Annotated in this window: 12 protein-coding genes; 10 read left to right on the top strand and 2 right to left on the bottom strand. The window is 44.4% G+C overall.

The genetic code is table 11. The features are described from left to right. The first annotated feature begins 3 nt into the window (after nucleotides 1–3). The 4 genes from A3KS_RS20240 to lpdD are packed head-to-tail and all read left to right on the top strand — an operon-like array spanning nucleotide 4 to nucleotide 4,714. Nucleotides 4–2,079, top strand: a complete 2,076-nt coding sequence (locus A3KS_RS20240; protein ID WP_084504909.1) for a hydantoinase/oxoprolinase family protein — start codon at nucleotides 4–6, stop codon at nucleotides 2,077–2,079. Next, nucleotides 2,063–3,790 (top strand): hydantoinase B/oxoprolinase family protein, encoded by a 1,728-nt coding sequence (locus A3KS_RS0105765; RefSeq protein WP_026394107.1) that lies wholly within the window; start codon nucleotides 2,063–2,065, stop codon nucleotides 3,788–3,790. Before A3KS_RS20240 ends, A3KS_RS0105765 begins: the two co-directional genes overlap by 17 nt. Further along, the gene (locus A3KS_RS0105760; protein WP_026394106.1) at nucleotides 3,790–4,359 is read left to right on the top strand and encodes a UbiX family flavin prenyltransferase; all 570 of its coding nucleotides are present in this window, start codon (nucleotides 3,790–3,792) and stop codon (nucleotides 4,357–4,359) included. The genes A3KS_RS0105765 and A3KS_RS0105760 overlap by 1 nt, the downstream gene beginning before the upstream one ends. Next, nucleotides 4,352–4,714, top strand: a complete 363-nt coding sequence (lpdD, locus tag A3KS_RS0105755; RefSeq protein WP_051355686.1) for a prenylated flavin chaperone LpdD — start codon at nucleotides 4,352–4,354, stop codon at nucleotides 4,712–4,714. The genes A3KS_RS0105760 and lpdD overlap by 8 nt, the downstream gene beginning before the upstream one ends. A gap of 403 nt (nucleotides 4,715–5,117) precedes the next feature. Here the strand turns inward: lpdD and A3KS_RS24260 are convergent, their stop codons facing one another. Both A3KS_RS24260 and A3KS_RS0105740 read right to left on the bottom strand, forming a co-directional pair. Next, nucleotides 5,118–5,198 carry an MBL fold metallo-hydrolase gene (locus A3KS_RS24260; protein WP_084504910.1) on the bottom strand — a complete coding sequence of 27 codons (81 nt, stop codon included), beginning with the start codon at nucleotides 5,196–5,198 and terminating at the stop codon, nucleotides 5,118–5,120. 415 nt (nucleotides 5,199–5,613) lie between these two features. Further along, nucleotides 5,614–7,014: a PucR family transcriptional regulator gene (locus A3KS_RS0105740; protein ID WP_026394103.1), complete on the bottom strand. Its 1,401-nt coding sequence runs from the start codon at nucleotides 7,012–7,014 to the stop codon at nucleotides 5,614–5,616. Between the two features lie 440 nt (nucleotides 7,015–7,454). Between A3KS_RS0105740 and A3KS_RS0105735 the strand changes: the two genes are divergently transcribed. The 6 genes from A3KS_RS0105735 to A3KS_RS0105710 all read left to right on the top strand — a co-directional run bounded on the left by A3KS_RS0105735 (nucleotide 7,455) and on the right by A3KS_RS0105710 (nucleotide 14,029). Then, nucleotides 7,455–8,429 carry a uroporphyrinogen decarboxylase family protein gene (locus A3KS_RS0105735; protein WP_026394102.1) on the top strand — a complete coding sequence of 325 codons (975 nt, stop codon included), beginning with the start codon at nucleotides 7,455–7,457 and terminating at the stop codon, nucleotides 8,427–8,429. Beyond that, nucleotides 8,426–9,595, top strand: coding sequence for an MFS transporter (locus A3KS_RS0105730; protein WP_026394101.1), 1,170 nt, complete (start codon nucleotides 8,426–8,428; stop codon nucleotides 9,593–9,595). Before A3KS_RS0105735 ends, A3KS_RS0105730 begins: the two co-directional genes overlap by 4 nt. A gap of 27 nt (nucleotides 9,596–9,622) precedes the next feature. Further along, nucleotides 9,623–10,981: a uroporphyrinogen decarboxylase family protein gene (locus A3KS_RS0105725; RefSeq protein ID WP_026394100.1), complete on the top strand. Its 1,359-nt coding sequence runs from the start codon at nucleotides 9,623–9,625 to the stop codon at nucleotides 10,979–10,981. Nucleotides 10,982–11,068: 87 nt separating this feature from the next. Continuing rightward, on the top strand, nucleotides 11,069–12,421 hold the full coding sequence (locus A3KS_RS20235; protein ID WP_035355419.1) for an aminomethyltransferase family protein: 1,353 nt from the start codon (nucleotides 11,069–11,071) through the stop codon (nucleotides 12,419–12,421). 119 nt (nucleotides 12,422–12,540) lie between these two features. After that, the gene (locus tag A3KS_RS0105715) at nucleotides 12,541–13,338 is read left to right on the top strand and encodes a methyltetrahydrofolate cobalamin methyltransferase (RefSeq protein WP_026394099.1); all 798 of its coding nucleotides are present in this window, start codon (nucleotides 12,541–12,543) and stop codon (nucleotides 13,336–13,338) included. 64 nt (nucleotides 13,339–13,402) lie between these two features. Continuing rightward, nucleotides 13,403–14,029, top strand: a complete 627-nt coding sequence (locus A3KS_RS0105710; RefSeq protein WP_026394098.1) for a corrinoid protein — start codon at nucleotides 13,403–13,405, stop codon at nucleotides 14,027–14,029. Nucleotides 14,030–14,198: the final 169 nt, after the last annotated feature.

The following is a 14,198-nucleotide window of genomic DNA, read 5'->3' as shown; positions in this document are numbered from 1 at the left end:
AAGATGATAAAAATTGCGATTGACACCGGTGGTACCTTTACCGATTACACGTCGGTGGGCTGTATTGGAGATCAGGCCGAACAGCGGATTGCCCTGAAAAACCCCACCAATCATGAACACCCAGCCCAGGGCATTCTGGCAGGACTTAAAGAATTGGCGGTGGTTTGGGGAACCGATCTGGAAAAACTATTGGCTGAGACCGAAAAAATATCCCTGGGAACGACCCTGGCCCTGAATGCGCTGCTGGAGAAAAAAGGCGTTAAAACGGCTCTGTTCACCACGGAGGGATTTCGGGATGCTCTGGAAATTCGCCGGGCGCAACTGGCTAATCAGTGGGATCTGGCCATTGAAAACCCGATGGTGCTGGTGCCCCGACGGCTGCGACTGGGGATTGAACAGCGAATGGACTATCAGGGAGCGGTGATCAAACCCCTTAATGAAGCCGCTGTTCGAGCTGCCTGTCAGAAGTGTCGGGAAGCTGACGTAAAAGCCATTGCTGTTTGTTATCTGTTTTCATTTCTCAATCCGGACCATGAAAAGCGGACGGCTGAGATTATCAGAGCGGAACTGCCTGATGTGTTTGTGTCGCTGTCCTCAGAAGTTTCGCCCCGCATCCGGGAATACGAGCGGACCACGACGACGGTGATCAACGCCTATTGCACCCCGGTGCTGGCCGACTATCTGAAGCAGGTCAAAAAAGAACTGGCCGCTTTTGGCTGGGATAAGCCGGTCCATATTATGAAAAACAGTGGCGGTCTCAGCGATTCGGGGGCCCTGGAAAGCTTTGGGGTACAAACCCTGTTATCCGGGCCGGCTGGCGGTGCTGTGGGGAATGAATCCCTGGGTAAAACCCTGGGCCGTACCCATACGGTATTGGCAGATATGGGCGGAACCAGCTTTGACCTCCATGTGGTCAGTGGCGGTGTCAATCAATTGGTACCCCAAACCGAACTGGACGGCTATCCGCTGAGCATTCCGATGATCGATATCCGCTCCATTGGTGCCGGAGGCGGCAGTATTGCCCATGTGGAAGCCGGCGGACGGGTGCTGATTGGTCCGGATTCCGCCGGTTCGATTCCCGGCCCGGCCTGCTATAACCAGGGTGGCGAGAATCCCACCGTTACCGACGCCCTGCTGGTGCTGGGACTGATCAACGGCGACAATTTCCTCGGCGGCAAGCTGCCGCTGTCGCTGGATCAGGCGGTTAAAGCGATTAAAGAAAAGGTGGCCGACCCCTTAAATCTTTCAGTCACGGATGCCGCCCGAATTATTTACAGCATCACCGCCGAAATGATGGCCGATGCCCTGCGGCTGGTGACGACCCAAAAAGGAAACGACCCGCGGATTTATAGCCTCATCAGTGCCGGCGGCGCCTTTGGTCTGTTTGCGGCCCGGATTATGGAATCCCTGCAAATGCCGGAAGCCCTGATACCGGTGCAAGGGCCAGTCTTCTGTTCCTGGGGGATGCTGGGAGCCGCCTGCCGTTATGACATCAACCAGAGTATTTTAATGGAAAAAAGACAATGGGATGCCAGGCGCTTAAACGCCATGGTTGCGGCTATGAAAGCCGAAGGCGCGGCTCAACTGGAACGGTTGGGGGTAGCGAAAAGTCACCAGCGCTTTGATCTGATGCTGGAAATGCGCTACGTCAGTCAGCACCACGAAATCTCAGTACCTTGGACCCGGGGCGAATTTAGTCCTGAAAGTATTGTTGACGTGGAGCAAGCCTTCTACCACACCCATGAAGCCATTTATGAATATGCCGAAGCCAAGGATTGGGAAATTATCGATCTGCATCTGGCCTGTTCCGAATGCGATCAGGAGAATATGCTATTCCCGACAGAACAAGCAATAACCGGTGTGACAACGAAAATGGTTGCCGGGGAAGTCTTTAACAGTCACGGCGAGATAGCTGTCCCGGTTTACCGGGAGGGCGATTTAACGGGACGGATTAACGGTCCGGCGTTGATCGATTTTGTTTATACGACGCTGATTGTTCCCACCGGCTGTTATTGTATTTTGGAGGACGAAGGCATCTTCGCGCTCAGAAAGGAGGCGACCCATGAATCAGCGAACTGACGATATTATTAACCGGACCGTCATTATGAACCGGCTCGACAGCATCACCAGCGAAATGGGGATCGCCCTGGAGCGTTCGGCCCATTCCCCGATTTTTGCCGAAGCCTGTGATTTTGCCTGCTGTATCTGCGACGCGGCCGGGGAACTGGTCTCCCAACTTAGTGGCATTCCGATTCTAGCCACCGCCGGGTCTTTCAGTGTCAAAGCGGTGCTGCGGAAATTCGGCGGAGCCATCGAAGACGGTGATGTTTTTATCATCAACGATCCCTATGACGGCGGCAATCATCTGCCGGATATCGGCATCATTACCCCGGTATTTTATCAGGACGAGCTGTTGTTCTTCTGTGTCAGCCGGGCTCATCACGGCGACATCGGCGGTTCCACCGCCGGCAGTTATAACCCCAAGGCGACGGAGATCTTTCAGGAAGGGCTGCGGATTCCACCGACCCGGCTGATGAAAAACAACGAAATGATTACCGACGTGCTGGAACTGATTCGCCTGAATACCCGAAATCCGGAGATGCTCACCAGCGACTTTCTGGCCCAGATCGGTTCCAACCGGCTGGCGGCTCGACGGATCAAAGAGATGTTAAGCACCTATTCGGTGGCCACCGTTAAGAAAGCGGTGACAGAGTCATTGATTCAGACCGAAACGCTGACCCGTCAGCGGATTGCTGCCACGCCGGACGGCACCTATACCGCCGTCGATTATATAGATGATGACGGTTTTCAAACCGAACCGGTCAAAATCGCCGTGGCGGTGACCATCACCGGTGACCGGATGCTGGTCGATTTTTCCGGCACCGACGCCCAGGTCAAAGGCTTTATCAACACCTCGGTGGTGACGGCTACCTGCGCTTCTGGTATCGCGGCCTTATGGTTTCTGGGCAAAGACATACCCCGGAACAGCGGTGCTTTTCGCTGCATTGAGGTCAATCTGCCCGAGGGTTCGCTGGTCAATCCCAGGCTCCCGGCGCCAATGACGCTGTGTACCCTGACCCCGGCCAGCGAAATCATCGGAACGATTTTTAAAGCCCTGGATCAGGCCCAGTCAGGCCGGGTATCGGCCGGCTACCATCGTTATCTGGGACCATCTTTTTATGGGGTGGATCCCCGGAATGACCGTTACTATGTCGGCTTTTCCTTCTGTTCGCTGGGTAGCGGCGGGGCCATGGCCGGCCATGACGGTAAACCCTATATGGCGACCTTATCGAATTTTGGCGGGGTCAAGGCCCCGAATATTGAGTCTAACGAAGTGCAGTACCCCCATATTACCCTGCATCATGAGATGGATAATGACACCGCCGGCGCCGGCGAATATCGGGGTGGCTGCGGCATGAAATATGCTTTTGAGATCACTGCTGAAAAGGGCGATGTGGTCAATTTTGGCGACGGCATTAAATTTGCCCCCTACGGCCTCCGGGGCGGTCATCCGGGCAGCCTGAACCGCAGCGTTTTTTTTCATGACGGTGAGGAAATCATCATGGAAAGCAAGGAAGCCCCCCGCCATGCAGTGAAAGGTGATCGGATTTATCTGAACACCAGCAGCGGCGGCGGTTGGGGCGAACCCATGAAACGGGCCCCGCAAAAAGTTTATGATGACGTGTTGGATGAGATTATTTCCAAAGAAACCGCCGAAGCAGTTTACGGGGTCATCATCAATGAAACCGGCATCGATTTTGAAAAAACAGAAAAACGGAGAAAATCTTGATGAAAATTGCAGTGGGAATTACCGGGGCATCCGGTGTCGTTTATGGCATCCGGCTGCTCGAAGCCTTAAAGGCGACTGAACACCATGTTTCGCTGATCCTCAGCGAATGGGGCAGCAAAACCATTGGCCTGGAAACCAGTTATACCGAGGATTACGTGTTGTCACTGGCCGACTGTGTCTACGACAGCCGGGATATGGCGGCGGCCGTATCCAGTGGTTCCTATGGCATCGACGCTACCGTGATTGCACCCTGCAGCATGAAAACCCTGGCCGGGATTGCCAACGGCTTCAGCGATAACCTGATCGTCCGGATCGGCGATGTGGCCTTGAAGGAACGCAAACCGCTAATTTTGATGGTCCGGGAAACACCGCTGACCCTGATTCATCTGCGCAATATGACCGCCGTAACCGAGGCCGGTGGCATTATTCTGCCGCCGATGCCGGGCTTTTACCACAAACCCCAATCCATTGATGAAATAATCAACCAGAGTGTCGGCAAAGTCTTCGATATGCTAAAGATTCCCCACAATCTGTTTATCCGCTGGGGTCATGAGGACGGCCATGAGTGAGCGCATCAAACTGATTCAGGGCACCGGAAAAACGGCGCTGACTTATGAGCTTACGCCCGTCGGCAATGATTGGCTGATTCTCTTAACCGGCGGGGACGCCCATATCGGCTGTACCGCCATTGGCGATGATGGCCGGTTGAGCAGCTACACCCCCCAGTCCCATAAAGACGATGCCCTGGCGATTCCGGTGGCAAAAAAAGTGTCGCAAACATTTCATTGTGTCTGCACCGTGGTAGCCGGATTCCATCTGGACGATATTACCCGGGAAGAAATTGCTGAGGTTATTGCTAATGCGGATATAGGGATGGTTCAAGTTTTAAAAATCATTAAAGAAAAGATGAATCAGAAAGAATGATAAAAAACAGGGTCTCGAACCCTGTTTTTTTATTTGGCGGTGCACCCGGCGTGGATCCAATCTAACGGCTAAAAAAAGGGGACTCGATTAGATTCAAAGCCGATATATATATTGAGTCAGATAAACCCTTTCAAGAAAATCTGACAGGCAAACCAATCATCATCAACTACTTTTACCATGAAGAAATCCGACAATCAGTTAAAAAATGACAAAGAGTAACTGATATAATATTTCAATTGCACATACAGGGTAAAAGTAAAGCACTGACCAGACTCATCAGTGCTTTGCTTTTTTGTAAAAAGATTATCGGATGGTTTGATAAATCTAATTAAACATATAGTCTGAACACAGTTGAACTAAAACTGGGGCTTTAAATTCGGGATATTTTCCAAGCATGGACTGACTATAAATTTGTGTTTTGCTGAAAGAATTCATTCCCAAACCAATGATCTGGATGTGAATGGGAGATAATAATTCTTTCAATTCGGTTCTGATCTTGAACGAAAAAATGATCTGTTTATCCATGATTTTCTGGAGCTGCTGAATGTAGAAAGATTACCATCAGATGATAGTACTGAATGAAGGCTTTATCGGTTCTTTTATTCTGAATGGGTATTGGTTGCTTATGAATAGGAAGAATTAAAAACTTATATATGTGCTAGATTTTCATTTCCAGAAGTAGTTAATTTACTAAATATCTTAAGCATAAAAATTGATTAGCAGGAGTGATCGATAGACAATCATTTTATAATTCACGAAAAAAGACAAGCTGATACAATTTGGTTTGACTGAACTCCGACGGATTAATCATCATAAATAGAGTTCTCCTTTGGACGATACATCAAATTCCAGGTCGTTCATTTTTTTATAAATCAAATTTAATAAATGATTGATGGTGATCATTTTGGTTTATTATGTTCTAATATCTCAAACGAAAGCATTAGCTGAATTCGTTGATTCCAGTCATCCAAGTTAATTTTTCCGATTTCCTGAATTTTAACAATACGGTCAATTAGGGTTGTTCGGTGTATATAGAGTTTTTCTGCGGCATGGGTGGAATTGTATTTTTCTGTCATAAAGGTCTTTAAAGTATTGTAATAATCGGTATGCTTTTCTTCATCAAATCGGATCAGGGTCAATAAACCATGATGGCAAAGTGATTCTGAGCTGATCAAATTCACTGAATTGGTAATGATAAAATCAAGAATATAATCATCAAATTGATAATACCAGAACATTTCATTTTTAATGTTTCCGATTTCCAGAGCTGAAACGGCCTGGTGATAGCCAGATTTAAGGTTGAGAATACCATTAAAACAGCGGCTGATACCAGCTTTGAATAGACCATCGCGTAGGAAGACGGCGAGATCTCTAAAGAGTGTGTTTGGCGTTGTTCCTAGAGTCACATTGATGACAACAACTATATTTCCATCCATTTCGTTAGCACAAGAATTTGGCCACATTTGTTCCAGTTGACTGCAAAGATAGGCGGCGTTGGGAAAGTGCTGATTTTGGAAGTAGGGCTTGATATAAATGAACTGATAATCCTGGTCAATTAACCAGTCAACTTTTTCCAGGGATTGTTTAATCACCGACAAATCGAAATGCTGTTCGCCAAGAAGATCGTTAATCACTAAACGGAGATTATTATAAATAGGGACTGGAAGTGAAAAAGTCGACACTTGAGCAAAAATGCGGTTCAGCTTTTTTCCGATATGCTCAAGCAGAAAAAAATGTTCCTGCTGGTAGTCAAAGTTTTCTTTCAATAGCATCAGTCTGGCATAGTATTGCTGATTTTTAAAAATATTGAAACAAAGTGATGTGCCATGATTATAATCGTGATAAATAAAGACCTCAGTTAGGGCTTCGAGTTGCGTCAATTCAGAATCTTCAAGCAAAATTTTGATAATGTTTGGCGGCGCTCGATGGGGTTCTGACGCATCGATATATTCATCGTTGCGAAGAAAATCCTTGGTATATGCGACGATATTAAAAAAGACATCAGCAATCACAAGGGTTCCATTTAAAACGCTGCGACTGGCAATTAAAATATTTTTTATGCCATCATAGTCATAGGAAAGGTCATTCAGCAAGTCATCCCATTCATCATATTCCGTAAAAATATTCTGAACATCATTAAAAAGTGTCCTTAAATCAGTGTTTTCAGGGACACACATTAAATCAATCATTGTTTCATCCAGTTCCAGATCCCCAAGGCAAATAATTGCCAGATTTGCAGGCAGTTTTTTTTGTTTGTTAATATCCGATGCCGTCATCACATAGAGATAATGTTCTTTCAAAAAGCCTCCTGCATATAGCAGCGGGCTTTTTAGGATGGCGTTTTTAAAAGGCCACGACTTTTTAATCGAATAATGATGAGATAATTTATTATAAACTATTTCAGTAATAAGATTCATTTTGCGATTTCACCCCTTTTTTAGAACTGACATATTGATCTATGACAAATTGTAGTACAAATCATGAAAAGAGTCAACTGAGAGTGATAGTTCATTTAGAATAGTTGGACTATTTTAGACTAAAACAGTTTAAAACAATTCGATAACATCACTGTAAACGAATGCAACGACATCATTTTAACTAGAATAAATAAAAATTGATCAGAATTATGACACTACAAATCATCGTGTTTCAAAGAGAAATCACCAACATAATGCGGATTGTAAAGGATCACAGTTAAAGATAGAATAATCGTAAAATAATAAAAAAAAGGAGCGTAATGATGAAACTAACACCCCGTGAAAATTTTCTTAATTTTTACCAAAACAAACCGATGGAACGTTTTCCCGACTTTATGCTGGACATTAATCCGGTCTTTAGCATTACCGGTATGGACGAGCGTTCGCCGAACAATGAAAATGGTAAAGACTGGTACGGATGTGACTGGGTTCTTGACCCGGGAACCCAGGCCTGCGTTTTAGATGTTTCCAAGCCGCCGCTATTTGAGGAAATTGAAGATTGGCGAGAGATCGTCAAATTCCCAGATTTGGATGCCATTGATTGGGCAGCAAATGCTAAAGCCGATGGCGTGGATAACTTTGACCCGGATAAACTGAATTACTTAATGCTGTTGGAGGGTCCTTTTGAACGGCTCCATACCTTAATGGGGTTTGAGAATGCATTATGCGCCATGATTTCCGAGCCCGAAGAAGTGGAAGCGCTGTTTGACAAAATTATGGAAGTAAAGATAAAGTCCATTGAAGTATTGGTCAAGCATTATAAGGTGGAAGTCATTAATTTCCACGATGACTGGGGCACTCAGAAAGACTTATTCTTTTCACCGGATTTGTGGCGACGTTTGTTAAAACCACAGATAAAAAAAGCGGTGGATGCTTGTCATAAAAATGGTATCATTTTCGAACTGCACTGCTGTGGAAAGATTGATTCCATTATCCCGGAGCTGGTGGATATTGGAGTGGATTGTGTTCAATGTATGGGGATTAATCCCATTGCCAAGGTTAAAAAACTAACCGGTGACAAGCTGGCCTACATGGTTTCGCCTCGCTATCAAAGTTATGACACGATTAAAGATTTAACCGAAGAAAAGCTGAGAAAGCTGATTCGTGAAGAAATAACAGAAGAAGCAGTCGGGGGAAGATACATGTCATTCTTCTGGCCTATGGATACCTGGTGGCTGCCAATTGTAATGGACGAAATAAAAAAATGTGGTGAGGAATTATTAGGTGAAAAAAATTGAACGAATCTAAAATGAAATTAACGACAACTCTGGCAGTAATGGCTGTTTTTTCGATAACAATGTGCCTTGGTGCAATCACCCCGGCAATTGCCATACTGATGCAAGTCTATTCCGATGTTCCACCGGCAACGATTACCTTTGTCAGTACGCTACCATCACTTCTGGGGATTCCGGCGTCAATTATTGTTGGGATGCTGGTTGGAAAAAAAATTGGCATCAAAAAAATGGCCATCATTTTAATTATTCTGTTTATTGTAACCGGCTGTGCCCCAACTTTTATCAATGGCTTTCCATTACTACTTGTTTCACGGGCATTATTTGGTCTGGCAATTGGTGGGCTTTCCGTGTTGGGAAACCCGCTGGTAACATCCTTATATGTCGAAGATAAACGAGCCAATATTTTGGGAATTGGAACCTTTATCGCTTTTGGCGGTGCTATGGTAATGCAGTTCGTCGGCGGATTTCTGGCCGATTTACAATGGAACTATGTGTTTTTAACCCACGCATTAGCAATTATTCCTCTGGTTTTGATCCTCTTCTTCTTGCCAGAGCAACCGCTTCAGGTCGATGAACAAACTCAAAAAACCAAGAAACATATTCCCGCTAAAGCCTGGGCAGTATCGCTTTTGTTTGCAGTTATGGGAATCCTGATTATGCCGTTGCTTTTGAACTCCTCGGTAATCAGCGCTACCATGAGTGATAAAGCTACCATCGCAGCAACGGTTGCTGTGGTTTATTCGATAGGATGTATGCTTGGAGGGATTGCTTTTGGTCCCGTGTATAAAATATTCAAACGGTATTGCATGACTTTTTCACTGATTGTCACTGCCATTGGTATGGTAGGCGTATTTTTCTCACCAAATATTACGATTTTATGTGTGAGTATGTTTATCGCTGGGATTGGCTATTGTTCGGCTATGCCAGCAGCCATGATGGCTATTGGGATGGTCACACCACCGGAGTCAGTGGCGTTTGCAACTGCGATTATGATGGCGCTGATGAATGTGGGATCTTTTTTATCTACAGCCTGGCTGTTGGTTATTGGCAACATCACTGGTGATGCTGTATACAGCCCCATTATGATTGGTGCGATTGTCTACGGCGTGATTGGGGTGCTGATTATATTCTTTAACCCCTTTCCGAAACAATCCAACGAAGTTGTTTGAAATTTAAGATAAGAAGGAGAAATAATCATGGTCGATATCAAAAAAATTCAGGCCGAAAGAACGAAACTTTTTGATGATGTGAACGATAGTATTATACCCAAACGGGTTCCGGTTAACATCTTTTTAGGTATTGAGCCAACTGCTCAGTATGCCGGCATTGATCTTGCCGAGGCCCAATGGAATCCCGGTATGCTGGAAGACGCTGGCGATAAAATATGTCAAACCGTGTTCAGCGATTCGATTCCCTTTATGCCCTATATGCGTTCCCCGGCGTTATATACACCGCTTAAAGCGCAATCATTTGTGATGGGGTCCAATGGGTTTATGCAGCATCCGGAAGTTATGGGAATGGAAGCAGATGAGTATGATTATCTGATTGAAAAACCCTATGACTGTCTGATCGAGAAGGTGATTCCCAGACACTATAAAGCCGTTAATTCGCAGGAACCTTTTAATACCATGTTAAGCTTTGCAAAAGGTCTGCTGGGAAAGAATGATTCCCTGATGGCTGGTGCCGGCATTATGATGAAACTGGTAGCTAAATATGGTTATCGTCAGATGGGGTTAAACGGTGGAGGTGCTGAAGCGCCCTTCGATTTTATTGCCGATCAGCTTCGCGGTTTTACAGGAATCAGCATGGACATCCGGCGATGCCCGGAGAAACTCCAGGACGCCTGTGAGGCTGTTTATCCCATCGTTAAAAAAATGGGTACGCCGCTAATCGTTGATGATTATAGCAGTGTTATGTATCCTCTTCATATGCCAACCTTTATGCGCGAAAAGGATTTTGCCAAATACTGGTGGCCTTCATTTTTGAAACTTTGTGAAGATCATGCTTCTGCAGGCATTCGCACATCTGTATTCTGTGAAGACAACTGGATGCGATATCTGGATTATCTGCAGGATTTGCCAAGTAATACGCAATTAACCTTTGAGTATGGAGATCCCAAGATCATTAAAGAAAAGCTGGGGAACAAGCATATCATTTCGGGTCTATATCCCATTTCTTATTTAAAGAATAAGTCCAAACAGGAATGTATCGATCTGGCCAAAGAATATATTGATATTCTGGCACCAGGCGGTAAATATATTTTCGCTTTGGATAAGGTACCCCTGGTACTGGATGATTTCAATATGGAAAATCTCTGCGCCGTCACCGAAACAGTCCGGGATTATGGAGTTTATTCAAACCCTGGCGAGCAGGTCGGAACTGTGTTCAAAAAAGAGGATTATCAGGCCCAGTCATGCAGAAGTATTGACAGCAAATATTACCAGAGTTTTGAACAGCGTCAACTTGAAAACCCAAAAGCATCGGGTACCGAGCTCCAGAAACTACAGCAACTGGAAGAACAGTTATTCGCATTCGTCGCAAATCTGTTGATGTAATTTTGTCTAGTTTAACAGCGGATGATTTTATTAATACATTCGCCGTTAAATCAAAAATTTAAAAATTAAAATATAGAGAGGTTTATTATGAAAGAAATAACAGCATTGCCACTTAATCCCACCGTACCATTTTCGCCATTTGTTAGTGATTATAAAAATTTCGGAGGCGTTGCCGTTGCCACCACCTTTAACGGGTGGGTGCCAGAAACAAATGCCTGGAAAAACAGCTGTTATATCAGCGGCAACCTTTCCGGGCTGATGGCCATGCATACAGTCAAAGGAAAAGATGCAGAAAAACTCATGAATGAGAACTTTGTCAATAATTTTTCCACTATGAAAGTTGGCACCGGCCGACATGGAATTATGGTTACCAAAAATGGGAATATCATTGAGCATGGGATGGTTATCCGTTTGGCAGAAGATGAGTTTGGTACCTATGCATTTCATCCGTTTATCAACTTCATTGCCAATAGTGGAAAATATGACGTTGAGCGGATTGAAGAAAGAGGTTTTATCGATTTTATTTACCAAATAGCCGGTCCTAAAAGTCTGGAAATACTGGAAAATGCTGCCGAAGAAGATTTTCATGATTTGAAATTCATGCGATTTATGACGGCAACCATTGCTGGTCACCCAGTTCGGATCATCCGGATGGGAATGGGCGGAACCATTTCTTATGAAGTTCATGGCATTTTGGATGACAGTCATGATGTCTATAATAAAATCGTTGAAGTGGGCACTGCATATGGTATTGAAAAACTGGGATGGCTGTCATACCAATGTAATCATACCGAAAATGGCTTTCCGCAAATCGGTCAGCATTTTCCATATCCATTTGATGAAGAGCCTGGTTTTGGCGTGTATCAAAAAGAAATCGGCTTTTTGTTTGATCCGTTGTTGTTGCCAACTTTAGGTAGTCTGTCAGATGATATGCATGATTATTACCGTAATCCCATTGAATTGGGTTGGGGCCACATGGTGAAGTTTGATCACGATTTCAACGGTAGAGAAGCACTGGAAAAAATCGCCGCTCGACCTCATCGCCAAGTGGTGACTCTGGTCTGGAACAGCGAAGATATCATTGATTTGTATGCGTCCAACTTTAGAAAGGGCGAGAAGAAATACAAGCAATTCCCACTGCCTTTTGATCAGAATGGCAATGGCTTTGGTAATGCTCAGGACCGCGTCCTTGATCAGGATGGCAAAATGATTGGGGCTTCCATGCAGCCAATCTATACCGCTCATTATCAGGAAGTGATTTCACTCTGTGTTATTGAACCCGAATATGCCCAAATCGGCACTGAAATCACGGTTGTCTGGGGCAATAAAAATGATCCTAAGAAAAATATCCGGGCGATTGTCGGTCGTTATCCATATTTGGATCTGACATCTAATCAGGATTATGACCTGAACAGCATTCCCAGATTTCAGAAGAAATAATTAAAAAAATAAATTGCTATAAAAAGGCCTATTGACAAATCAATGAGTTAAACATCACAAATTTGATTAATGGACCTTTTTAAATGGCTTATTAAAAATAAATAGTATTTGGAGAAGACATGATTATTATTGGAGAAAAAATAAATGGAGCAATTCCATCAACAGGGAAAGCCATAGCGGAAAAAGATAAAGAATTTATTCGAAAACTGGCAATCAAGCAAACTGAAGCGGGCGCAGATTTTATTGATGTCTGTGCATCCGTAGATGATACCATCGAACTGGAAACCATGAAATGGCTCATTGACATCGTTCAAGACGCCACCGATGTACCTATTGCTGTGGATAGTCCTAATATCTATACTTGCATTGAGTCCATGAAGTATTGCAAAAAAGCGGGTTTATTTAACTCCGTATCCTTGGAAGGGGACAAGATTGACCTTGCCTTTAAAGAGATTGCTGACACTAATTGGGAATGCGTCGCCCTATTAAACAGTGACAAGGGCATCCCCAAAACAGCAAAGGATCGGTTGGATGTGTTCACCGATTTAATGGGAAAATGTAAAGAATATAAAATTGATCCATCTCAAATACATATTGATCCCCTGATTGAAATGCTCTGTATCTCTGAAGATGGCATTGCAACGGTCGTCGAAGTGATCCGCGAAATAAAAAAACAATATCCGATCATTCACGTTACCGGTGCCATTAGTAACATCTCGTTCAATCTGCCAGCCCGACGGATCGCTAACCAAGCCTTTGCCGTTTTAGCGATGAGCGCAGGAATGGATAGTTTTATTCTGGATCCCTTAAACAAGGATATGATGGGTATGCTCTTTGCTACTGAAGCTATGATGGGTGAGGATGAATACTGTATAGAATACATTAGCGCGTTTCGTGAAGGGAAGTTCGTAAAATAATGATTACATAATCAGCCCAAATGCCATCAATTACCTACATCAATTAATTTTAAGGAGAAAAGTTATGTTAAAAATTCAGGAAGTAAAAACATTAGTCGAAACCGGTAAAGCAAAAAAAATTCAGGCTATCGTGCAGGAAGCTCTGGATGCAGGTTGTCCCGCTCAGGAAATTCTCAATGCCATGATCGATTCCATGGGTGTAGTGGGCGATAAATTTTCAGCTGGTGAAATCTTTGTACCAGAAATGCTAATTGCTGCGAAATCCATGGCAAAAGGCGTTGAAATTCTAAAACCAGTCATGTCTGGTGATACCTCATCGTCATTAGGTACATGTATCATTGGAACTGTAGCGGGGGATTTACATGATATCGGGAAAAATTTGGTATCGATGATGATTGAAAGTGCCGGATTTGATCTCGTTGATCTTGGGGTGGATGTCCCGGCTCAGCGTTTTGTTGATGCTGTTAATGAGAACAAAAATGTTGTGTTGGTGGCGTGTTCAGGACTATTGACCACAACCATGCCCGCGTTAAAAGAGGCCGTCCAAACCATCAAAGCGGCGTTACCAGAAATGAAAGTGATTGTTGGGGGTGCACCGGTAACACCGGATTATGCTGCGGAAATCGGAGCTGACGGGTATGCGCCGGATGCTGGAAGCGCTGGGGTTAAAGCGAAAGAATTGGTTAATTAATAAAAGTCTATCCGAGATGTAGTGAATAATTAAGTTCCACAATGGTTGTATTTGGAATTTTTGATGGAATTAGGGGAGCGATAATGAAAAATAATAAAGTAATTTTTAAAATGATAATAAGACTCGGCTTGCTGTTGTTTATTATTGTTTGTATTAACACGTGGTTATT

This window comes from Acetobacterium malicum subsp. dehalogenans DSM 11527 (assembly GCF_000472665.1).
Lineage (GTDB): Bacteria > Bacillota > Clostridia > Eubacteriales > Eubacteriaceae > Acetobacterium > Acetobacterium malicum.
Note: the sequence above shows the minus strand (reverse complement) of the source record. Positions and strands in the feature narration are given on the sequence as shown.